The sequence below is a fragment of the Corynebacterium jeddahense genome, from assembly GCF_028609865.1.
Taxonomy (GTDB): domain Bacteria; phylum Actinomycetota; class Actinomycetes; order Mycobacteriales; family Mycobacteriaceae; genus Corynebacterium; species Corynebacterium jeddahense.
The window spans coordinates 1,901,939-1,923,209 of record NZ_CP063194.1 but is presented as its reverse complement, the minus strand read 5'-3'; the positions used below and the strand labels follow the sequence as shown (position 1 = coordinate 1,923,209).

Here is a 21,271-nt window from a genome sequence, read left to right as displayed (position 1 = left end):
CATTCCGCGTCTCGACGTGCGTCCCGCCGCCTACGCGGAAAGGTCCTCGCCCTCGACCGATTCCATGGTGCCCGGGATCATCGCCGGCTTCGGCCGCGCGAAGTCGATGGCCAGGCCGACGACGAACGCCACGAGCACGGGCACGATCCAGCCGAGGCCCTCGTCGAACAGCGGCGACCAGCTCACGAGCGGGGTGAGCGCGTCTGCGGCCCAGCCCTGCGAGATGAACGTCTCGATCGCGGACCACACGACAGCGACCCAAAGCGGGGCGAAGAACGCCCAGTTGAAGCGGGTGCGGGCGCGGAAAGCCGGCTCGATGAGGGTGAGGAAGATGAGCGTGATCGCCGGCGGGTAGAGGAAGCCGATGACCGGGGCGGCGATGGACATGACGAAGTCGAGGCCCTGGGTCGCCATGATCATGGACGCGACGGCGAAGGTCACGGCCCACACGTGGTAGGAGCCGGCGAACTGCTCGGAGAAGAACTCGGCGGTCGAGGTGATCAGGCCGACGGCGGTGGTGAGGCAGGCGAGCAGCACGATCGCGGAGAACACGGCCTGGCCCGCGCCGCCCATGGTGCGGTGCGCGGCCTCGGCGAGCAGGCCCGCGCCGTTGTCGAACTCACCCGCGCCCGGCATGACGCGGCCGATGAGCCCGAGGCCGATGTAGACAAGCGCGAGCATGATGCCCGCGCCGATGCCGGCGGTGATGGTGCCGTTGACCAGTTCCTTGCCCTCCTTGAACCCGCGGCCGCGCAGGGTGGAGATGACCACGATGGAAAACGCGAGCGCCGCGATGGAGTCCATCGTGAGGTAGCCCTCGAGCAGCCCCGCGGTGAACGGGCCGTCGTCGTACGGCTCGCTCGGCGTGACCGGCTCGGCGTTCCAGCGGAAGGCGGCGACCGAGATCATGATGACAAGCAGGACGAGCAGCGCGGGGGTGAGGAACTTGCCGAGGGTCTCCATGATCGTGTTCGGGTTCCAGCTCAGCAGCAGGGCGACGCCGAAGAACACGACGTTGAACACGCCGGAGGCAAACAGCGAGTCGAAGCCGAACAGCGGCGTCATCGCGGTCTCAAACGACACCGCACCCGTGCGGGGCAGGGCGTAGAACGCGCCGATGGACAGGTACGCCAGCACTGGAAAGACGATGCCGAAGGCGGTGCCGGCGCGCTGCGCGAGGTCGCGCAGGTTCGAGCCGGACAGCGCGATGGCGACGACGGCGAGCATCGGCAGCAGCGAGCCGGTGGCGAGGAAGCCGAAGAGCGCCGGCCAGAAGTTGTCGCCGGCCTGCACGGCGAGCATGGGCGGGAAGATGAGGTTGCCCGCGCCGAAGAACATGGAGAACAAGGCGAGCGCCGTCACGACGATCGCGCTCGTCGAGCGCTTGTGCTGCGGCTGCCCGTCAGCCGTGGAGACCGCTGTGGAACCCATAGGGAGACCCCTCTCGTTTCGTTGGAGTGGTCTCAGCATAATCTAACGGCCCGCTAGGCGGGAACTGGGTTCCGCAGCGTGGGACAGTCAGCGGGCCGCGCGGGATGGTGCCGCGCTACAGCGTGGCGACGGCGTCGCCGATCCGCCGCACCGCCTCCTCGAGGATCGTGGGGCTCGTGGCGAAGTTGAGCCGCGCGCGGTGCTCGCCGCCGGGGCCGAAGTCCACGCCCTCGTTCATGGCCACCTTGGCGTGGCGGCGCAGCCAGGCGGCGGGACGATCGTCGACAAGCTTGGTGCCCGAAAAATCGAGGAACATGAGGTAGGTCGCCTGCGGCACTTCGATGCCGATACCCGGCACGGCCTGCGGGAGGTGCTCGACGAGCCAGTCCCGGTTGTCCTTGAGCTGCGCGACCTCCTCGTCGAGGAACTCGCGGCCCTGCGTGTAGCACGCCTCGGCGGCGACGATGCCGAGGGTACCCACGCCGTCCTTGGCCACGCCCGACATGGCGTTCCAGGTGGCCACGTCCTCGTCGTTGGAGAAGATCATCTGCGCGCACTTCAGGCCCGCGACGTTCCACGCCTTCGACGTCGCCGTGACGGTGATGCACACGTCCGGGTTGTTCGCGGCGGCGCAGACGTGCGTGCCCTCGTAGACGAGCGGGGCGTGGATCTCGTCGACGATGACGCGCCCGCCGTACCTGCGCGCGATCGCGCAGATCTGGTCGAGCTCCTCGGCGTCGAAGATGTAGCCGCCGGGGTTGAACGGGTTGGTGACGATGATGCTGCCCGCCCCGTTCTTGAACGCCGCGTCGACCTCCATGAGGTCGAGCCCGTTCGCCGAGCCGACGTCCACGCGCTCGCGCCCGGCCACCTGGGCGACGTCGAGGAACGGGAAGTACGCCGGCACCGGCACGATCACCGGGCCCTGCGTGAAGTACTCGATGGCGAGCAACACCCCGCGAACGACGTCCGCGACTGGGAAGACGCGCTCCGGGGCGGGGCGCCAGCCGTAGCGCCAGCCGTAGAAGTCCGCCACCGCCTCGCCGAGGTGGTGCGCGTGCGGTGCGGGGGTGTAGCCGAACATCTCGCGCTCGGCGGCGTCGATGATCGCGCGCTTGACGGCGGGCGCGGTGGGGAAGTCGCTCTCCGCGATGAACAGCGGCAGGACGTCCCCGCCGAACTGCGTCCACTTGCGCGTGCCGCGGGCTTTGAGGGTCTCGAGGTCGGGAAATTCCATGCCCGCCACGGTAGCGCCGCGGCTACGCGGACTCGAGAGTTTGATTCGGGCGCGCGATGGGGCGGTTTGCGTGACGACGCGGCTCGCGCTCCGTCTGCCGGTACCCCCACACGACCGAGGACATCACCCAGTCGCCGAGCACCCGGTCGCGCGCGCTGACTAGTTGCGCTCGCTGCCCCCGCCGTCCTCGTCCTCGTCAGCATCGCCGTCGCCGTCGACGTGGAACCCGAACGCCTTGAGGCGCTCCCGGTCGGCCGCCGAGGACGACGCGGTCAGGCGCAGCAGCTCGGAGTAAATGCCGCCGGAGACGGCGAGCTCGGCCGGGGAGCCGATCTCGTCGACGCGGCCTTCGCGCAGGGTGATGATGGTGTCCACGCCCGCGATCGTGGAGAGGCGGTGCGCGATCATGAGCGTCGTGCGCCCGACCATGAGCTCGTCGAGGCCCGCCTGCACCGCACGCTCGGCCTTGGTGTCGAGGGCGGAGGTCGCCTCGTCGAGGATCAAGATCGGCGCGTCCTTGAGCATCGCGCGCGCCACGGCGACGCGCTGGCGCTGCCCGCCGGACAGGCGTAGGCCGCGCTCGCCGATGACGGTGTCGTAGCCGTCGGCGAACTTCATAATGAAGTCGTGGGCGTTCGCGCGCTTCGCCACCGCGACGACCTCCTCCATCGTCGCGTCCGGCTTGCCGTAGGCGATGTTCTCGTAAACGGAGCCGGAAAACAGCGCCGCCTCCTGGAACACCACGCCGGTGGTGGCGCGCAGCTTCTCCACGTCCAGCTCGCCGAGCTCCTCGCCGCACACGCGCAGCCGCCCCTGCTTCACGGGGTAGAGACCGAGCAGCAGGTTCACGATGGTCGACTTGCCGCCGCCCGACTCGCCGACCAGGGCGATCTTTTCGCCTTCGTGGGCGGCGAAACTGACGCTGTGAAGTACGGGTTCGCCCTCCGTGTACGCAAACGTCACGCCGTCGAACTCGAGCACGGGCTCCGCAACGGGCAGCGGGGCTTGCTGCGTGGCCACAACCTCCGGCATCCCGCTCGCCTCCGTCGCGGCGACGAGCTGGCGGTTCGCGGTCGGCTCGACCGGCTCGTCCATCACCTTGAAGTAGTCGCGCGACCCGGCGACGGCGCGCTGGGCGGAGTCGACGATCCAGCTCATCATCGTCACCGGCTGGCGGGCCATGGTGACCATCTGGATGAGCATGACCATCTCGCCGATGGTGAAGTGCCCGCGCAGCGTGCGCAGGAAGAGGATGAGGTAGATGCCCAGGAAGATGAGGTTCATGGCCACCCCGCGCGCGGTGTCCATGGAGTGCCACCAGCGCGACTGCGGGCGGGTGATGTCCACGGTGTTGGTGTAGTGGCGGCCGAACTTCTCCAGCTCGCGCACCTCCGCGCCGTAGGACTTGGTCACCTTCACCGGGCCGACGACCTCGGCGAAACGGCCGTTGCCCTCGTCGATGTTGGCGTTTTTCTCCTTCTCAAAGACTTGCCAGCGCTTCGACGTGAGCGCCGTGAGCCACGTGTACAGGGGGAACAGCAGCGCGAGCAGTACCGTGAGCGGCCAGTAGTAGTACGCCGTGATGCCCAGGATGGCGAAGACCTGGATGAGCATGGGCAGGAAGTTGTTGGTGAAGGACTGGATGAACTGCGTGACGTTCGCGATCGAGCGGTCGAGCCGCGCGATGATCGTGCCGGTGACCTGGTTGTCGTAGTAGCGCTGCGGCAGCGCGAGCAGTTTGGCGAAGTAGCGGGTGGACAGGATCTGGCGGATGCGCGCGACCATGACGTCGCCGAGGTAGCCGGCGACGTTGCGCAGCAGGGAGGCGGTGGCTTCCGCGCCGAACAGGGCGATCGCGAGCCAGATGACGGTGTGGGTGGGGTCCGGCAGGGACGCATCGTGCAGCTTTGCGACGATCGTGTCCGTCGCCTCCCGCACCAAAAACGGCGACACGAGCCCCAGACCCGCCACCAGCGACGAGACCACCACGACGGCGATGTAGTACGGCCAGAGGGCGGAGGCGCTGCGGGCGACGCGCATGAGAGACTGCATAAAATCCACAGGGTAGCGCGCTGTACAGTGGTGCACCGAAGCACAGCTCGACGAAAGGCCCGCCCATGATCCACCGCTTCCGCAGCACGCTCGCCGTCGCCGTCACGCTCGCCGCGGGCCTTGTCCTCGCCGCGTGCGGGGACGACGACCACGCGATGGGCTCGGGCGCGTCCGGCGAGACCACCCAGGTCGAGGCGAGCGAGGCCGCACCGCAGGGCGAGGGCGGCCACGAGATCGGCGTGCACCGCCCCGGCTTCCAGACAAACCAGGTCGAGCCGCTGGTCACCGACCAACTCGACGGCGAGCGGGTGAAGGACCCCGGGATGGAGCTGTCCTACAAGTGGCAGGGCACCTCCACGGCGCCGGGCGGCGGCTCCATCGTCGTGGTCGCCGTGACCAACAACTCGGACGCGCCGCTGCCCGTGGACGCGCTCACGCCGAAGCTTCGCTACAACACGGGCAGCTCGTCGAGCCGCGACCTCAAGGACGCCACGTTCGAGCCCATCGCGGACGAGGCCGGCGTGGACATCGTCGGGCTCGACCAGCCGCTCGGCCCCGGCGCGACCGTGAACGCGAAGTACCCCTTCGACGTGAGCGTGGGCAACCTGTGGGACGCCGAGTTCACCATCGGCAACGTCACGTTCAAGGGCAACCTGAACAACTAGCGCAGCTCCACCTCGGCGAGCGGGGCGAGCTCCGCGTCGTCGAACGGGGCTGGCCCGAGCCCCTCGCCGCGGGTGTAGAAGACGTAGCGGCGGTACGCCCGCTCCACGCGCGCCGGGTGCTCCCGGGCGAGCGCGTCCAGCCGGTCGCGGGTGAGCGGGGCGGCGAGCACCGCGCGGGCGAGCCACCTGCGCCGGGCGACGGGGGTGCGCGCGAACACCGGCTGGGAAAGCCGGGCGCGGCGGAACTCGCCTTTGTAGTGGTCGCGCCGGCACAGCCAAAGCCCCACCGCGGCGGCCTCGCCCGCGCCGACGAGGGTGACATTCGTCGGGTCCCCGCCGTAGCCTTCGGCGTTGTCTTGCACCCAGGCGAGCGCGGCGGCCGCGTCGGCGACGGCGCGGGTGTGCCCCGGCGGGTCGCCGGGCAGGGGGAGGAACCCGGCGAAGCCGCGGCGGTAGCGCACCCGCACGACGACGCCCTCGCCGCTGCCGCTGCCGGGCTCGGGGAGGGGAGTGTCGCCGAGGACGACGGTGACGGGCAGGTCCGCGCCGGGCCGGGTGCCGGCGGGGGCGGTGATGGTGAGGGAGGGGGTGCCGGAGGCGTCGATACGCAGCTGCCCCGGCAGCGGGTCGTCGAACGCGGAAATTTCGCCCATGGGCCGATCGTATCCGCCTACACTGTCCGCCATGACAAACCCGCTTCTCACCCCCTCGACCCTGCCGTACAACCTGCCGGACTTCGCCGCGATCCGCCTCGAGCACGTGGAGCCCGCGTTCGAGGAGGCGCTTAAGCGGCACGGGGCGGAGATCGCCGCGATCACTACCCAGGCCGAGCCGACGTGGGAGAACACGGTCGAGGCGTTCGAGCTGGCGGGGGCGGATCTCGACCGCGTCATGGCGTGGTTTTTCAACCTGCAGGGCACCGATTCGACCGACGAGTTCGACGCCGTCGCCGACCGGATCGTGCCGAAGCTGTCGGCGCACGTCGACTCGATCTACCAGAACGGGGAGCTCTACGCGCGCATCCAGGCCGTTGAGCCGCCGGAGGACGAGGAGTCGCGCCGGCTCTACGGCGAGCTCACGCGCCGCTTCACCCGCAGCGGCGCGGACCTCGACGCCGCCGGCAAGACCCGCCTGCAGGAGATCAACCAGCGCCTCTCCGAGCTCTCGGAGCGCTTCGGGCGCAACCTGCTCGCGGACACGAAGGCGCTCGCGGTGACGTTCGAGCGCGACGAGCTCGCCGGCCTGTCGGAGGAGCAGCTCGCCGCGTACGAGGAGGGCGGGCGCTACGTCGTCCCCGTCGAGCTGCCCACCACCCAGTCGCTGCAGGCGGAGCTCGAGGACTCGACGTCGCGCCACAAGCTTTTCGACGCCTCCCGGCAGCGCGGCCGCGAGTCCAACCCCGAGATCGTGCTCGAGTCGGTGGCGCTGCGCCTCGAGCGCGCGAGGCTACTCGGCTTCGACTCGCACGCCGACTTCGTCATCGCCGAGGAGACCGCCGGCACTGCCGCGGCGGCGCGCCAGCTCATCGCCGACCTCGCCCCGGCGGCCGCGGCGAACGCGAACGCGGAGCGCAAGCTCGCCTCCGAGCTCGCCGGCGTGGAGGTCGACGGCGCGGACTGGCCGTACTGGCAGGCGAAGCGGCGCGAGGAGGAGCTCGGCATCGACGAGGCGGAGCTGCGCAAGTACTTCCCGCTCGAGCAGGTGCTCACCGACGGCGTCTTCTCCGCGGCGAACCTGCTCTACGGCGTCACCGTGGACAAGCGCGAGGACCTCGCCGGGTACCGCGAGGACGTCGACGTGTGGGAGGTGAAGGAGGCGGACGGCACCGGCATCGGGCTCTTGCTCACGGACTACGCCGCGAGGCCGTCGAAACGCGGCGGCGCCTGGATGAGCTCCTTCGTGGACCAGTCGCACCTCGCCGGCACGAAGCCGGTGGTGGTCAACGTGATGTCGGTGAGCTCGAACCTGCTCACCATCGACGAGGTGACCACGATCTTCCACGAGTTCGGCCACGCGCTGCACGGCCTGCTCTCCGACGTGCGCTACCCGTCGCTGTCCGGCACGAACGTCCCGCGCGACTGGGTGGAGTTCCCCTCCCAGATCAACGAGAACTACGCGTTCGCCCCGGAGATCGCGCGCCACTACGCCCGCCACGTGGACACCGGCGAGGTCATCCCCGACGAGCTGCTCGCCGCGCTGCAGGCCTCGCGCCAGTTCGGCCAGGGCTTTTCCACCGCCGAGTACCTCGCGGCCTCCGCGATCGACCTCGCGTGGCACTCGCTCGAGGGCGACGTGCCCTCCGACCCCGCCGCCATCGACGCGTTCGAGCGTGACGCGCTGCGCGAGGTGGGCCTCGACGTCGACGGGCTCGAGCCGCGCTACCGCTCCACGTGGTTCAACCACATCTTCGCGGGCGGGTACTCGGCGGGCTACTACTCGTACCTGTGGGCCGAGGCGCTCGACGCGGACGGCTTCGAGCTCGTGCGCGAGGAGGGCATCAACCGGGCGACGGGGCAGAAGTTCCGCGACGCGATCCTGTCCAAGGGCGCCGCGCGCGACTACGCCGAGGCGTACCGGGCGTTCCGCGGCCGGGACAAGGACACCCGCCCGCTGCTCGAGCGCCGCGGGCTCGGCGGGGCCGTCTCGTAGAACGGCTACGTCTCGCGCGCCCGGTGCGCTAGAGTTGCCGGGAGCCCCACCTAAGAAAGTTGCACAAAGGTATATTTCCATGTCCCGTCCCGCCACCCGCCGCAGCGCCGCGGTTCTCACTGTCGCGGCGTCAGTGGCGACAGCGGCGTCAGTGGCGCTCGCTGCGGGGTGGGCCGCGGCGCCGGCGCCTGCCGCGACGGTGCGCGGGGGGACCAGCGTGGGGGTCTCGCTCACGGCGCCGCCGCTCGACGCGCGCCAGGGCGACGTCTTCTTCGTGGACAACCTGGGCGCGAACCTGCTGACCACCTGCACGATCGGCACGAACGACACCGCCCGGCGCGTGAGCTACGCCGCCGGCCACTGCGTCGTCCGCGACGGCGTGTACAACAAGCAGGGCGCGCTCGTCTACCTCGCCGACGCGACCGGTAAACAGATCCCGTGGCCCGCCGGCACGATCTACCCGGCCGCGGCGTACGACCCGAAGGGCGAGGCGAACGACTGGTCGGAGATCCACTGGTTCACCAACGTGAACGTGGCCGAGAACCGCTTCGGCGGCGCGACCATCTCGGCGAGCGAGCTCACGCCCGGCGACACCGTCTGCTACCACGGCTACGCCTCCCACGGCCGGACGGCGGCGACGACGTGCGGGCCGTTCGTCGGCATGATCGAGAAGACGCTCTATTTCGACGCGCCCGGCCTGCCGCAGTTCGGCGATTCCGGCGGTCCGGTGTTCGTGCCCGGCCGCGGCGTCGTGGGCGTGATGTCGGGGGCGAACTACCTCACCGACGACAAGGGCGGCATCATCATCGACCTCGAGCGCGCGAGCACGATGTGCAGCGGGAACACCTACGACGGCGAGCGTGTGGACAAGTTCCTCCAGGAGCAGCTTGCGTTGCGACGCCCTCCGGCGACCACGACGTCGGCCCCCGCGCCGACGACTCCGCCGACCACAACCATGCCGCCGCCGACGGTGGTCACCGGCGCCGCGACCCCGTCGGTCGTGCCGTCCGTCGCCCCGCCGCAGCGCGAGCCGGAGCCGACGCCCGCCGCCAAGGAGAAAGACCGCACGGTGGAGACCGTCGCGATCGTCCTCGGCGTCGCCACGACGGTCGCGCTCGTGCCCATCGTCGCCTACCTCTTGGGACTCATCTGATGGGCTGGCTCATGGGGCTCACCCCGTGGCTGCAGGTGCCGGTGATCCTCGCCGTCGCCGTGCCGGCGTGCGCGGTGGCGGGCGCGGTGGTGCTCTGGCTCGTCGACTGGGTGTTTCGCGCGGCCGGGCGGATCTCCGCTAGCCTAAGGGGCCATGGCGAACCCTGAAGAGCTGCGCAAGCAGGACCAGAAGCTGCCGCGGCAACAGCGCAAGTACCCGCAGTCGCGGGTCACCCAGGTGATGTGGGTGCTCATTGCGCTCGTGGTCGTCGCGGCGATCGTGAGCGCGGTCACCGGCTAGCGGTTACCGGCGCTCGTCGGTGCGCGGGCGCCGCGACGCCTCGGCGAGGCGCGCCACGAGGTCGATCTCGGGGAGGTCCTCGATGAGGACGGGGGTCCCGGAGGCGTCGCAAAGCGGAATGCACCAGTTGGAGTACTGCTCGCGGTTGGTGCCCGGCTGGTTCTGGATGCGCACGTCGCCCACCATGTCCACGAGGTTCGTGCACGTCATCGCGGACGGGGTGGAGGCGATGAAGCGGGTCAGGCCCACGAGCAGGGTCTCCACGTCGTCGTACTCGCCGAGGTCCTTGTCCAGGAAGTCCACGTCCGCGAGCGCCGTGCCCGCGAACGCGCCCTCGGCCTGCGCGGCGGCAAGCACCTGGGAGATCCACACCGCGTCGGAGGCGTTGAGCTCGTCGAGCGACTCCTCCACGAGCCCGAGCTTGTGGCGCAGCGCGTTGTGCGCGCCCTCGAGGTAGCCCGCGGTCGGCGGCAGGTCGTGCGTGCCCACCGCGGTGAGCGCGAGGTTGCGGTACTGCTGCGAGGGGCGCGGCGTCTCCGGCGGCACGGACTCGAACCAGAGCACGGAGGTGCCCAGCACGCCCTTGTCGCGCAGGACGTCCTGCACCCACGGCTCGAACGTGCCCAGGTCCTCGCCGACGACGACGGCGCCGGCGCGCTCCGCCTCGAGCGCGAGCACGCCCACCATCGCCTCGAAGTCGTAGTTCATGTACGCCCCGTTGAGCGGGGTGTCCATGCGCGGCAGCCAGAAGAGGCGGAACAGGCCCAGCACGTGGTCGACGCGGATGCCGCCGGAGTGGCGCAGCACGGTGCGCAGCAGGTCGCGCCACGGCCCGTAGCCGGCCTCGGCGAGCTGCTGCGGGTTCCATGGCGGCTGGGACCAGTCCTGGCCCTGCTGCGAGTACTGGTCCGGCGGTGCACCCACCGAGGCGTCGGGCACGAGCACGTCGTGCAGCGTCGCCGCGTCGGCGCCGCCGGGGTGGATGCCCACGGCGAGGTCCGTCATGATGCCGATGGACATCCCGGCCGCCAGCGCCCGCTCCTGGGCGATGCGGCGCTGCTCGTCGGCGACGAACTGCAGCCACATGTAGAACCGTACGAGCTCGCGCGGGTCCTCCCCGTCGCGCCGCGGGGAGCCGGGGTGCTCCGACTCGCTCGCCTGCGCGGCGCACCACTCGGCGAACTGCGTGAGCCCCTCGCCCTCGTCGAGGCAGAACAGCTCGAAGTCGTGGGTGCGCGCGGCGTCGCGCTCGGAGGCGTCGTGCAGCAGACGCAGCGCCTCGAGCTTCGCGGCGAAGACCCGGTCGCGCTCGAGCGGGTCGGCGGTGAGGTCCATCGCCTTGAGTGGCGCGGCCAGCGTATCGACGACGTCCCGCTCCTTTTCGCTCAGCATCCCGAACTCCGGCACCTGCTCGACTGCGATGTAGATCGGGTTGACGAAGCGGCGCGACGTGGGCAGGTACGGCGAGTCCTCGACCGGCGGGACCGGCTGCGCGGCGTGGACCGGGTTGATGAGCAAGTAGTCCGCACCGAGGCCCGCCACCGCCTCCGCGAGCGCGCCGAGGTCTGCGAAGTCACCGATGCCCCAGGACTCCAGCGAGCGCACCGAGTAGAGCTGCGCCATGACGCCCCACACCGGCTCGCGCACCACCTCCGCGTTCGTCGACAGGGCCTGCGGCACGACGATGAGCGTGCACGCCTCGTCGAGGTCGTCGGACTCGAGGTGCAGCTCGTGCCAGCCCGGCGGCAGGTCGCCCGGCGTGTGGAACGTCGCCTCGCCCCACACGACGCCGTCCGCGCCCGTCGTGGGCGGCGCCCAGTTCTCGTCCTGCCAGCAGTCGCGCGAGGAGCCGTCCTCGAGGCGGATCCAGCAGTGCGCCCAGTGGCCGTCGTGCACGTGGACGTTGAAGTGCTTCTCCGCCCCCGCGGTGGCCACGACGCACGGCGGCAGCGGCCGGGTCGCCCAGAACTCGCGGCGCGCGTTGAGGTGGAAGAGGAGTTCTTCGTCCGAAGGATCGTCGTCAAGCGGGAGCCCGAGCGCGCGCAAGAGCTTGACAAACGACGCCGCCGGAGGCTCGGTGATCAGCCCGTTCGAGGCGCGGTACGAGGTGCCGAAGCCGTAGGACTCGGCGAGGGCGTGCAGGAGATCCACGTTGGTCACGCCACGCATTCTGCCAAAGCTCACCGCCACCCGCTGGGGTAGTCTTGGACACCATGCCATCGAACGCGCACACGACCGAACTCGGATTCACACTCAAGGACACGGACACGTGCATCGGGCGGCTGGTGGAAACGTGCGAGCAGCGCCCCCACCTCGTCCTGTTCTCGCGGCCCCGCAACTACGAATGGGTCAACGTCACGGCCGGGGAGTTCCTCCAGGAGGTCTACGAGGTGGCCAAGGGGCTCATCGCCGCGGGCGTCGAGCCGGGCGACCGCGTGGCCATCCTCTCCTCGACGCGCTACGAGTGGTCGCTGCTCGACTTCGCCATCTGGGCCGCCGGCGCCGCCTCCGTGCCCATCTACCCGACGAGCTCGATGCACCAGATCCAGTGGATCCTCGAGGACTCCGGGGCGAAGATCGCCTTCACCGAGACCCGCGACCACACCGAGCTGATGACGCCGTTCTTGCTCGACAGCTCCGGGCGGCCGAAGTTCGCGGACTCGCCGTCGCAGCTCGAGCGCATCTACGAGTTCAACTCCGCGGGCGTGGAGACCATCAAGTTCGAGGGGCGCGAGGTGCCGCAGTCGCGTATCGACGAACGCATCGCCGCCCTGCGCCACCCCGACCTCGCGTCGCTGGTGTACACCTCCGGCACGACCGGGCGGCCGAAGGGCGTCGAGCTCACGCAGGGCAACTGGGCGTACCAGTGCTGGGCACTGCTGGAGAACAAGATCGGCGAGGTGTCCTACCCGGGCCAGCGGATGGTGACGTTCCTGCCGCTCGCGCACGTGCTCGCCCGCGCGGTGGCGATCTCGTGGACGCTGTCGGGGGCGACGCAGTCGCACTGGTCCGACACGTCGACGCTCACGGTGGAGCTGCAGCGCGCCCGGCCGAACCTGGTCATCGGCGTGCCGCGCGTGTTTGAGAAGGTGCGCGACGGCGCGTACAACAAGGCAGCCGACGGCTCGGCGGTGGGCAAGCGGCTGTTCCTCGAGGCGGAGCGCGCGGCCGTCGAGTACTCGAAGGCGCTGGACACCCCGGAAGGCCCGACGCGGGTGCAGAAGGCGAAGCGGGCGGTCTACGACAAGCTCGTCTACGCGAAGATCCGCGCCGCGATGGGCGGGTCCGTCTGGTACGGCATCACCGGCGGCTCGGCGATGAGCGCGGACCTGAGCCACTTCTACCGCGGCATGGGCGTGCCCATCTACGAGGGCTACGGGCTGACCGAGACGTGCGCGGCCGCGTGCGTGAACAACGCCGACGGCAACAAGGTCGGCACCGTCGGCCGCCCCGTCAACGGCTACAGCGTGCGCATCAACGACGACGGCGAGATCGAGTTCGCCGGCCCCGGCGTGTTCCAGCAGTACTGGCGCAACCCGTCCGCGACGCAGGAGGCGATCACCGACGGCTGGTTCAACACCGGCGACCTCGGCGAGGTGGACGAGGAGGGCTTCGTGCGCATCACCGGGCGCAAGAAGGACCTCATCGTCACCGCCGGCGGCAAGAACATCTCCCCGGGCCCGCTCGAGGAGATCATCCGCCAGGATCCGCTCATCGCCAACGCGCTCGTCGTCGGCGACGGCAAGCCGTTCGTCGGCGTGCTGGTCACGCTCGACGAAGAGGAGCTCAAGCGCTGGAAGGCGAACCACAACATCCCGGCGAACAAGAAGGTCTCCGAGCTCGCCCAGGACCCGGCGCTGCGCGCGGAGGTGCAGGACGCCGTGAACATGGCCAACGCCACCGTCTCGCGCACCGAGGCGATCAAGAAGTTCCGCATCCTCGACCGCGACCTCTCCGAGCAGCACGACGAGATGACGCCGACGATGAAGGTGAAGCGCAACGTGGTGTTCCAGCGCTTCCAGGAGGACATCGACAAGCTGTACCAGCGTTAGCGGCGCGCCTCCCGTGTGCGGCGGGCGCTCTGGCATAGCATCCCAACTTGTTTACCAGTTCTCTCCAAGGGGGTCTCGCCGTGCACAAGTCCGCAGCCGTGCTGCGCCACCGCGAGCTCACTCAGGAGATCTACAACATCGGCGACGAGGTTGCGGAGTACACCGAGCACCTCGCGGAGGCGATCGCGGACTACGACGGCGAGCTCACGGAGGACTGCCTCGCTGAGTTCGTCGAGATCGTCGACGACGCCCGCCAGGACGCGCGCCGCGTTGTCGCCGAGCTCATCGGCCTGCGCCAAGCGCTGACCACCGGCCGCGCCGCCGGGCACCTCTCCGCCGCCGCGAGCCCCGAGGAGCGCATCCCGGAGCCCGAGCTTCTCGACGCCTCCGGCCTCGCCGACCTCTTCCCCCTCCAGGCGCCGTTCTCCGTGCAAACGATGCAGGACGCGCTCACGGGCCGCACCGACCTCGTCGTACAGCACCTCGGCGAGGTGGTGGGCTACACCCTCGAGCAGACCGACATGGTGGCGCGCGAGCTCGGCGTGGTGAGCCTGCCGCACCTCTACGCCCGCGTCGGCGAGATCGTCGAGGCCGCGGTGCTCGGCTGGGTGGAGACCGTCTGCGTCGACCACCCCGCGTTCGTGCGCACGATGCGGGGCACGAACCCGCCGGAGTTCTTGGAGGAGCGCGCCCGCATCGACCGGATCGTGGCGAAGGTCGCCGCGAAGCGCTCCCGCCGCGGGGCCTAGCCTGCGTGATGGACTCGTTCGGCGTCTACGTCCACGTCCCGTTCTGCGCGACGCGCTGCGGGTACTGCGACTTCAACACGTACACCCCGACGGAGGTCGACTCGTCCCACGCCGAGTACCTCGACGCGCTCGGCCGCGAGCTCGAGCTCGCCGCCGCGCGTGGCCTGCCGGCGGCCGACACCGTCTTCGTCGGCGGCGGCACGCCGAGCCTGCTCGGCGCGGACGGGCTCGCCCGGGTGCTCGGCATGGTGCGCGAGACGATCGGCGTCAACGCCGGCGCGGAGATCACCACCGAGTCCAACCCCGAGTCCACGAGCCCGGCGTACTTCGCCGGCTTGCTCGAGGCGGGGTTCACCCGCGTCTCGCTGGGCATGCAGTCGGCGTCCGCGCCGGTGCTGCGCGTCCTCGAACGCCAGCACACGCCCGGCCGCGCCACCGCCGCCGCGCGCGAGGCCCTCGCCGCCGGTTTCGAGCACGTCAACCTCGACATGATCTACGGCACGCCCACCGAGACCGACGACGACGTCCGCCGCACCCTCGACGCCGTCCTCGCCACCGGCGTGGACCACGTGAGCGCCTACTCGCTCATCGTCGAGGATGGCACGCGCATGGCCCGCAAGATCCGCCGCGGCGAGCTGCCCGCGCCCGAGGAGGACGCCTACGCCGACTGCTACGAGCTCATCGCCGACACGCTTGCGGACGCCGGCTACGGCTGGTACGAGGTGTCGAACTGGGCGAAGCCGGGCGGGGAGTGCCGCCACAACCTCCTCTACTGGCGCAACCGGCAGTGGTGGGGCGCCGGGCCGGGCGCGCACAGCTTCATCGGCCGGGAACGCTTCTTCAACGTCAAGCGCCCCGAGCGGTACGCGCAGCTGCTTCGCGACGGCCACCTGCCGGTCGACGACAGCGAAACCGTCACCGACGCCGAGGCCCACACCGAGGCCGTCATGCTCGGGCTGCGCCTCGCCGAGGGAATCCCGGCGGGGCTGGTTGGGGAGGGGGCGCGGGACGTCGTCGATACGCATGTGCGAGCTGGTCTGCTCGAGCGCGGCGCGCGGCTGCGGCTCACGGACACCGGCCGGCTGCTGGCGGACGGCATCATCACCGATATCCTGGCAGCCGAGTGAGGAGGCGACCATGAGTACTGCGGACGAGCGGCGGCAGGCGGTGCTGCGCGCGATCGTGGCCGACTACATCGCCAACCAGGAACCCGTCGGGTCGAAGACGCTCGTGGAGCGGCACAAGCTGGGGGTGAGCTCGGCGACGATCCGCAACGACATGGCGGTGCTCGAACAGCAGGGCTACATCTCGCAGACGCACGCGTCGTCCGGGCGCATCCCCACCGAGGCGGGCTACCGCGCGTTCGTCGACGCGCTGCACGACGTCAAGCCGCTCTCCGCCGCGGAGCGCCGCGCGATCCTCGACTTTTTGGAAAACGGCGTGGACATGGAGGACGTGCTGCGTCGCTCCGTGCAGCTGCTCGCGCAGCTGACGAACCAGGCGGCGGTGGTGCAGCTGCCGGCGCTCACGGTCTCGCGGGTGAAGCACTGCGAGGTCGTCGAGCTCACGCCGACGCGGCTGCTGCTCGTGCTCATCACGGACACCGGGCGCGTGGACCAGCGCAACGTCGACCTCGCCGCGCCCATCGGGGCCGACGGGGTGCGGGCGGTGCGCGACCTGCTCAACGACGTCCTCGTGGGCAAGACGATGCGCGACGCCTCCGAGTCGCTCGCGAACCTCACCATGCGCGCGCCCGCCCCGCTTGCCGACGCCGTCCGGCGCGCCTCCGACGTGCTCATCGCGACGCTCGTCGACGCCGCCCCGGATCGGCTCATCATCGCCGGGTCGTCAAACCTGCTCGTGCCGTCGGGGAGCCTGCAGGGCGTCATCGACGCGCTGGAGCAGCAGGTGGTCGTGCTCAAGCTCCTCGCGAGCGCGCAGGAGCTCGAGCACGTCTCCGTGCGCATCGGCCGCGAGAACGAGGACGAGGAATTATCTTCCGCCGCGATTGTTACAACAGCGTACGGTTCCGGCGACGAGGCCCTCGGCGGGCTCGGGGTGGTCGGCCCGACGCACATGGACTACCCCGGTACCATGCAGAAGGTTGCCACCGTCGCCCGCTACATCAGCCGCATCCTGCGGGGCGAATAGAAGGGAAGTTATGGCTCTCGATTATTACGGCATCCTCGGCGTGGACCGGGAAGCCACGGAGCAGGAAATCAAGAAGGCGTACCGCAAGCTGGCGCGCAAGTACCACCCGGACGTCAACCCGTCCGAGGAGGCGCAGGAGAAGTTCGCCGAGATCTCCATGGCGCAGGAGGTGCTGCTCGACCCGCAGAAGCGCTCCATCGTCGACCGCGGCGGGGACCCGATGGAGGCCGCCGGCGGGATGGGCGGCGGCGCCGGGTTCGGCGGGGGCTTGGGCGACATCTTCGAGGCGTTCTTCGGCGGCGGGGCCGGGGCCCGCCAGCCGCGCTCGCGCGTCCAGCCGGGCAACGACGCGCTGCTGCGCACCACCATCACGCTTGAGGAGGCGTTCTCGGGCACGAAGCAGGACGTCACCGTGGATACCGCGGTGCTGTGTGAGAAGTGCCACGGCACCGGCTCGCAGTCCGAGTCGAAGCCCGTCACGTGCGGCACCTGCCAGGGCTCCGGCCAGATCCAGGAAACGCAGCAGTCCTTCCTGGGCAACGTGATGACCACGCGCGAGTGCCCCACCTGCCGCGGCTACGGCGAGGTCATCCAGGACCCCTGCCCGCAGTGCGCCGGCGACGGCCGGGTGCGCGCCACCCGCGACCTCACCGTGAACATCCCCGCCGGCATCAACTCCGGCATGCGCATCCGCATGGCGGACCAGGGCGAGGTCGGCCACGGCGGCGGCCCGGCCGGCGACCTCTACGTCGAGGTGCAGGTCGAGCCGCACCCCGTCTTCGTCCGCGAGAACAACGACCTCCACCTGCGCCTCAACGTGCCCATGTACGACGCGGCGCTGGGCACGGAGCTCGCCGTGGACAACCTCGCCGGCGGCGAGACCATCATCGAGGTCCCCGGCGGCACCCAGCCCGGCGACACGATCCACCTGCCCGGCGAGGGCATGCCGCGCCTGCGCGCCGAGGGCGCCGGCGACATGATCGCCCACGTCCAGGTCGCCGTGCCCACCGCGCTGTCCAACGACGAGCGCGCCGCCCTCGAGGACCTGCGCGCCGGCTGCCCCGACGACGCCCGCGTGCACACCGAGCACGACGAGCACGGCGACGGCTTCTTCTCCCGCATGCGCGGCAAGTTCCGCCGATGAGCCTGCCGTACTTCCTCGCCCCCGACCCCGCCGCCGGCGTGCTCGAGGGTACGGAGGCGAAGCACGCCGGCGTGAAGCGGATCCAGCCCGGCGAGCGCATCATGCTTATCGACGGCCACGGCACCCGCGCCGAAGCCACCGTCACCGGGGTGGATGGGTCGGGGTGCGTGCGGTACGACGTCGAGACGCTCGAGCACCTGCCGCAACCCACCCCGCGCGTGACCGTCGTGCAGGCGGTGCCGAAGGGCGAGCGCGCCGAGCTCGCCGTCGACCTTGCGGTGCAGGGCGGCGCGGACGCGATCGTGCCGTGGATCTCGCACCGCACCATCGCGCGCTGGCCCGCGAACAAGCAGGCCAAGCAGGTGGAGAAGTGGCGGGCGCAGGCGCTCGCGAGCGCGAAGCAGGCGCGCCGCGCGTGGGTGCCCGAGGTGCGCGAGCCGGTGACGACGAACCAGCTCGCCGCGCTGCTCGGCGAGCTGCCCGGCGGCAACGCGGTCGTGCTGCACGAGGACGCGACCGAGTCCATCCGCGACCTCGACTTCGCCGCGTTCGGTGACGAGGTCTGGCTCATCGTCGGGCCGGAGGGCGGCATCGGCGACGACGAGCTGGAGCTCCTCGGCGCGCGCCCGGTGAAGCTCGGGCCCGAGGTGCTGCGCACGGCGTCGGCGGCGTTCGCGGGGCTTTGCGCCATCGGCGCGCTGTCCACCCGCTGGTAGGGTAGGGCTACATGGAAGAAATGGTCACGCGCAAGGTCGAGCTCGACTCGGCCTACGCGCAGTCCGTCCTCGGCATCAACGACGACAACCTGCGCGTCCTGCACCAGCAGCTCGGGGTGGGCGTGCACGCGCGCGGCACCGCGCTCACCGTGAAGGGGCACGCGGACCAGGTGGCGCACGCGCTGCGCGTCGTCGAGGAGCTCGAGTCCATGGCGCGCCGCGGCGTGCCGCTCGGGGCGGACACCGTCGTGCAGGCGGTGAAGATCATGGAGGCGGAGGCGCCCGGCTCCGTCGCGGACATGCTTGGCGAGGAGATCATCGCCCGGCGCGGCAAGGTGATCCGCCCGAAGACGGCCGGCCAGCGCCGTTACGTCGACGCGATCGACGAGAACACGATCACGTTCGGCATCGGCCCGGCGGGCTCGGGCAAGACGTACCTCGCCGTGGCAAAGGCGGTGCAGGCGCTGCAGAACAAAGAGGTCAAGCGCATCATTTTGACGCGCCCGGCCGTCGAGGCGGGGGAGAAGCTCGGGTTTTTGCCCGGCACGCTCTCGGACAAGATCGACCCGTACCTGCGCCCGCTCTACGACTCGCTGCGCGACATGATGGACCCGGAGGCGATCCCGAAGCTCATCGAGGCCGGCATCATCGAGGTCGCGCCGCTCGCGTACATGCGCGGGCGCACGCTCTCGGACGCGTTCGTCATCCTCGACGAGGCGCAGAACACCACCGGCGCGCAGATGAAGATGTTCCTCACCCGCCTCGGCTTCGGCTCGAAGATGGTGGTCACGGGCGACACCTCCCAGGTGGACCTGCCGCGTGGCACGGTCTCGGGCCTGCGCGTCGCGCGACGCATCCTCTCCGACATCGAGGGTATCTCCTTCCAGGAGCTCTCGGGCGACGACGTGGTGCGCCACCACCTCATCTCCCGCATCGTCGCGGCCTACGACCGGCACGACGCGCAGAACGCGCTGCGCTACGAGAAGCGCCAGCGCGACATCGAGGCGGAACGCGAAGCGGAGGCGGCACAGTGAGCATCGAGGTCTTGAACGAATCCGGCGAGGGCGAGGTCAACGAGCAGATGCTTGTCGACGTCGCGTCGTACGCCATGCGATCCATGGACGTCCACCCGGAAGCCGAGGCGACGATCACGCTCGTCGACGAGCCGACGATGGCCGACCTCCACGTGCGCTGGATGGACCTCGAGGGCCCCACCGACGTGATGAGCTTCCCCATGGACGAGCTCACCCCCGGCGGCGGGCGTCCCGACGCGGACGCGCCGGGGCCGGCGATGCTCGGCGACATCATCCTCTGCCCGGCTTACGACCGGAAGCAGGCGGAGATGGCCGGGCACGACCTCGCACACGAGATGGCGCTGCTCACCGTCCACGGCGTGCTCCACCTGCTCGGCTACGACCACGTCGAGCCGGCCGACGAGCGCGAGATGTTCGCCCTGCAGAACGAGATCCTCGCCGACTGGTACGACGACCTTGCCCGCCGCGGCGTGGCCTACCAGCCGAAACCGACCGGGGCGCACGCGTTCCCGTCGGCGGCGGACCGCGACGAGCTGGACAAGCTGATGAAGGGCGCCGAGTGACACTCACCCTCACGTACGCGGCGGTCACCGTCGTCGCGCTGCTGCTGTCCGGCCTGTTCGGTTCCATCGAGTCCGCGCTCGCGCCGATCTCGCGCGCCCGCGTCGAGGGGATGGTCAAGGACGACGAGCCGGGCGCGGCCGCGCTCCTGCGCGTCGTGGACAACCGCGCAAACCACGTGAACACGCTCGTGCTGCTCAAGACGGTCCTCGACGTCACCGCCTCGGTCTCCGCGGCGATGCTCGCGATGGACCTCATCGACTCCGACGGGTGGGCGCTCGCCGTCGCGGTGCTCGTGGTCACGCTGCTGCAGTTCTCCATCATCGGCGTGTTCGCCCGCACCGCCGGCAAGCGCAACCCCTACACCATCTCGCTCAAGGCGGCGCAGGCGCTTGGGGTGTTCCAGGTGATCCTTGGGCCCGTCGCAAAGCTGCTGATCTGGGTGGGCAACGTGTTCCATCCCGGTGAGGACTTCCGCGACGGCCCGTACGCCACCGAGGTCGAGCTGCGCGAGATGGTGGAGGTCGCCCAGGAAAAGGGCGTGGTGGAGACCACCGAGGGCCGCATGATCCAAAACATCTTCGACCTTGCGTCCACCCACGCCCGCCAGGTCATGGTCCCGCGCACCGAGATGGTGTGGATCGAGGGGGAGAAGCGCGCCCGGCAGGCCACCGCGCTCATGGTGCGCTCGGGGCACTCGCGCGTGCCCGTGATCGGCGAGAGCGTCGACGAGATCGTCGGTGTCGCGTACCTGAAGGATATGTTCGATGAGCGCGGGGCCGCCGTCGATACGCAAACGCCCCTCACCGAGCTCATGCGCGAGCCGCTGTTCATCCCCGACTCGAAGCCGCTCGACGTACTGCTGCGCGAGATGCAGCAGTCGAACACGCACATCGCGATCCTGATCGACGAGTACGGCGCCGTCGCCGGGCTGCTGTCCATGGAAGACCTGCTCGAGGAGATCGTCGGCGAGATCACCGACGAGTACGACGAGGACGAGGAAACCCCCATCGAGGAGGTCGGGGAGCGCGTGTACCGGGTGCAGGCGCGCCTGCCGCTCGCGGACCTCGTGGACTACCTCGCCGACAACCTCGACTACGAGCTCGAGTACTCCGAGGAGATCGAAGACAACGTGGAGACCGTCGCCGGGCTGTTGTCCTACGAGCTCGGGCGCGTGCCGCTGCCGGGGGCGTCGATCCTGCGCGACGGGGTGCGCTACACCGCCGAGGGCGGGCGCGACCGGCGCGGGCGCGTGAAGACGCGTACCGTACTCGTTTCCGTGGCCGAGCGCACCGAACCGCTCGCGGGAGATTAATCACACTTTTGGGCGCACGTGCGACGGTAGAATCGGCCCTGTAGGCAACGTTTTCTACCGGA

Annotated in this window: 19 protein-coding genes; 14 read left to right on the top strand and 5 right to left on the bottom strand. The window is 70.2% G+C overall.

Features of this window, described 5'->3' with window-relative positions; all coding sequences use genetic code 11:
* Positions 1–30 precede the first annotated feature (30 nt).
* From brnQ to CJEDD_RS09290, 3 genes are all read right to left on the bottom strand, one after another.
* Positions 31–1,431: a branched-chain amino acid transport system II carrier protein gene (gene brnQ, locus CJEDD_RS09300; protein ID WP_042407103.1), complete on the bottom strand. Its 1,401-nt coding sequence runs from the start codon at positions 1,429–1,431 to the stop codon at positions 31–33.
* A gap of 115 nt (positions 1,432–1,546) precedes the next feature.
* Entirely contained in the window at positions 1,547–2,668 is a 1,122-nt protein-coding gene (locus tag CJEDD_RS09295) for a MalY/PatB family protein (RefSeq protein ID WP_042407101.1), read from the bottom strand.
* A gap of 159 nt (positions 2,669–2,827) precedes the next feature.
* Positions 2,828–4,720 (bottom strand): ABC transporter ATP-binding protein, encoded by a 1,893-nt coding sequence (locus CJEDD_RS09290; protein ID WP_042407126.1) that lies wholly within the window; start codon positions 4,718–4,720, stop codon positions 2,828–2,830.
* A gap of 65 nt (positions 4,721–4,785) precedes the next feature.
* Between CJEDD_RS09290 and CJEDD_RS09285 the strand changes: the two genes are divergently transcribed.
* Positions 4,786–5,385: a hypothetical protein gene (locus CJEDD_RS09285; protein ID WP_042407099.1), complete on the top strand. Its 600-nt coding sequence runs from the start codon at positions 4,786–4,788 to the stop codon at positions 5,383–5,385.
* Here the strand turns inward: CJEDD_RS09285 and CJEDD_RS09280 are convergent.
* Positions 5,382–6,038: a carboxylesterase family protein gene (locus CJEDD_RS09280; protein ID WP_273657491.1), complete on the bottom strand. Its 657-nt coding sequence runs from the start codon at positions 6,036–6,038 to the stop codon at positions 5,382–5,384. The genes CJEDD_RS09285 and CJEDD_RS09280 overlap by 4 nt on opposite strands.
* Before the next feature lie 31 nt (positions 6,039–6,069).
* Here CJEDD_RS09280 and CJEDD_RS09275 point away from each other — a divergent pair, with 31 nt between their 5' ends.
* The 4 genes from CJEDD_RS09275 to CJEDD_RS09260 all read left to right on the top strand — a co-directional run bounded on the left by CJEDD_RS09275 (position 6,070) and on the right by CJEDD_RS09260 (position 9,487).
* A complete protein-coding gene (locus CJEDD_RS09275; protein WP_042406634.1) occupies positions 6,070–8,034 on the top strand; it encodes a M3 family metallopeptidase in 1,965 nt (654 codons plus the stop codon).
* Positions 8,035–8,113: 79 nt separating this feature from the next.
* Positions 8,114–9,187 (top strand): chymotrypsin family serine protease, encoded by a 1,074-nt coding sequence (locus CJEDD_RS09270; protein WP_157034448.1) that lies wholly within the window; start codon positions 8,114–8,116, stop codon positions 9,185–9,187.
* On the top strand, positions 9,187–9,354 hold the full coding sequence (locus CJEDD_RS09265; protein WP_198132985.1) for a hypothetical protein: 168 nt from the start codon (positions 9,187–9,189) through the stop codon (positions 9,352–9,354). The genes CJEDD_RS09270 and CJEDD_RS09265 overlap by 1 nt, the downstream gene beginning before the upstream one ends.
* Positions 9,341–9,487, top strand: a complete 147-nt coding sequence (locus CJEDD_RS09260) for a hypothetical protein (protein WP_042406630.1) — start codon at positions 9,341–9,343, stop codon at positions 9,485–9,487. The genes CJEDD_RS09265 and CJEDD_RS09260 overlap by 14 nt, the downstream gene beginning before the upstream one ends.
* A gap of 3 nt (positions 9,488–9,490) precedes the next feature.
* Here CJEDD_RS09260 and malQ read toward each other — a convergent pair whose 3' ends face one another.
* A complete protein-coding gene (gene malQ, locus CJEDD_RS09255) occupies positions 9,491–11,647 on the bottom strand; it encodes a 4-alpha-glucanotransferase (protein ID WP_074432508.1) in 2,157 nt (718 codons plus the stop codon).
* Between the two features lie 53 nt (positions 11,648–11,700).
* Between malQ and CJEDD_RS09250 the strand changes: the two genes are divergently transcribed.
* The 9 genes from CJEDD_RS09250 to CJEDD_RS09210 all read left to right on the top strand — a co-directional run bounded on the left by CJEDD_RS09250 (position 11,701) and on the right by CJEDD_RS09210 (position 21,209).
* Positions 11,701–13,539, top strand: coding sequence for an AMP-dependent synthetase/ligase (locus CJEDD_RS09250; protein WP_042406626.1), 1,839 nt, complete (start codon positions 11,701–11,703; stop codon positions 13,537–13,539).
* An 80-nt stretch (positions 13,540–13,619) separates the two neighbouring features.
* Positions 13,620–14,288, top strand: coding sequence for a hypothetical protein (locus CJEDD_RS09245; RefSeq protein ID WP_042406624.1), 669 nt, complete (start codon positions 13,620–13,622; stop codon positions 14,286–14,288).
* An 8-nt stretch (positions 14,289–14,296) separates the two neighbouring features.
* A complete protein-coding gene (gene hemW / locus CJEDD_RS09240; RefSeq protein ID WP_198132984.1) occupies positions 14,297–15,415 on the top strand; it encodes a radical SAM family heme chaperone HemW in 1,119 nt (372 codons plus the stop codon).
* A gap of 10 nt (positions 15,416–15,425) precedes the next feature.
* The gene (hrcA, locus tag CJEDD_RS09235; protein ID WP_042406619.1) at positions 15,426–16,439 is read left to right on the top strand and encodes a heat-inducible transcriptional repressor HrcA; all 1,014 of its coding nucleotides are present in this window, start codon (positions 15,426–15,428) and stop codon (positions 16,437–16,439) included.
* A gap of 10 nt (positions 16,440–16,449) precedes the next feature.
* Positions 16,450–17,583: a molecular chaperone DnaJ gene (gene dnaJ, locus CJEDD_RS09230; protein ID WP_042406618.1), complete on the top strand. Its 1,134-nt coding sequence runs from the start codon at positions 16,450–16,452 to the stop codon at positions 17,581–17,583.
* Complete coding sequence (locus CJEDD_RS09225) at positions 17,580–18,299, top strand: 16S rRNA (uracil(1498)-N(3))-methyltransferase (RefSeq protein WP_042406617.1); 720 nt, start codon at positions 17,580–17,582, stop codon at positions 18,297–18,299. Before dnaJ ends, CJEDD_RS09225 begins: the two co-directional genes overlap by 4 nt.
* An 11-nt stretch (positions 18,300–18,310) precedes the next feature.
* Complete coding sequence (locus tag CJEDD_RS09220) at positions 18,311–19,333, top strand: PhoH family protein (protein WP_042406615.1); 1,023 nt, start codon at positions 18,311–18,313, stop codon at positions 19,331–19,333.
* Entirely contained in the window at positions 19,330–19,896 is a 567-nt protein-coding gene (gene ybeY / locus CJEDD_RS09215; RefSeq protein WP_042406613.1) for an rRNA maturation RNase YbeY, read from the top strand. The genes CJEDD_RS09220 and ybeY overlap by 4 nt, the downstream gene beginning before the upstream one ends.
* Entirely contained in the window at positions 19,893–21,209 is a 1,317-nt protein-coding gene (locus CJEDD_RS09210) for a hemolysin family protein (RefSeq protein ID WP_042406611.1), read from the top strand. The genes ybeY and CJEDD_RS09210 overlap by 4 nt, the downstream gene beginning before the upstream one ends.
* Positions 21,210–21,271 lie beyond the last annotated feature (62 nt).

Bases quoted from the DNA above. Each gene is read 5' to 3' on its own strand.
- CJEDD_RS09265 (WP_198132985.1), top strand. From the start codon at position 9,187: ATGGGCTGGCTCATGGGGCTCACCCCGTGGCTGCAGGTGCCGGTGATC.
- CJEDD_RS09250 (WP_042406626.1), top strand. From the start codon at position 11,701: ATGCCATCGAACGCGCACACGACCGAACTCGGATTCACACTCAAGGAC.
- CJEDD_RS09285 (WP_042407099.1), top strand. From the start codon at position 4,786: ATGATCCACCGCTTCCGCAGCACGCTCGCCGTCGCCGTCACGCTCGCC.
- CJEDD_RS09220 (WP_042406615.1), top strand. From the start codon at position 18,311: ATGGAAGAAATGGTCACGCGCAAGGTCGAGCTCGACTCGGCCTACGCG.
- CJEDD_RS09275 (WP_042406634.1), top strand. From the start codon at position 6,070: ATGACAAACCCGCTTCTCACCCCCTCGACCCTGCCGTACAACCTGCCG.
- CJEDD_RS09290 (WP_042407126.1), bottom strand. From the start codon at position 4,720: ATGCAGTCTCTCATGCGCGTCGCCCGCAGCGCCTCCGCCCTCTGGCCG.
- dnaJ (WP_042406618.1), top strand. From the start codon at position 16,450: ATGGCTCTCGATTATTACGGCATCCTCGGCGTGGACCGGGAAGCCACG.
- CJEDD_RS09270 (WP_157034448.1), top strand. From the start codon at position 8,114: ATGTCCCGTCCCGCCACCCGCCGCAGCGCCGCGGTTCTCACTGTCGCG.
- hemW (WP_198132984.1), top strand. From the start codon at position 14,297: ATGGACTCGTTCGGCGTCTACGTCCACGTCCCGTTCTGCGCGACGCGC.
- hrcA (WP_042406619.1), top strand. From the start codon at position 15,426: ATGAGTACTGCGGACGAGCGGCGGCAGGCGGTGCTGCGCGCGATCGTG.
- brnQ (WP_042407103.1), bottom strand. From the start codon at position 1,431: ATGGGTTCCACAGCGGTCTCCACGGCTGACGGGCAGCCGCAGCACAAG.
- CJEDD_RS09225 (WP_042406617.1), top strand. From the start codon at position 17,580: ATGAGCCTGCCGTACTTCCTCGCCCCCGACCCCGCCGCCGGCGTGCTC.
- CJEDD_RS09295 (WP_042407101.1), bottom strand. From the start codon at position 2,668: ATGGAATTTCCCGACCTCGAGACCCTCAAAGCCCGCGGCACGCGCAAG.
- CJEDD_RS09280 (WP_273657491.1), bottom strand. From the start codon at position 6,038: ATGGGCGAAATTTCCGCGTTCGACGACCCGCTGCCGGGGCAGCTGCGT.
- CJEDD_RS09260 (WP_042406630.1), top strand. From the start codon at position 9,341: ATGGCGAACCCTGAAGAGCTGCGCAAGCAGGACCAGAAGCTGCCGCGG.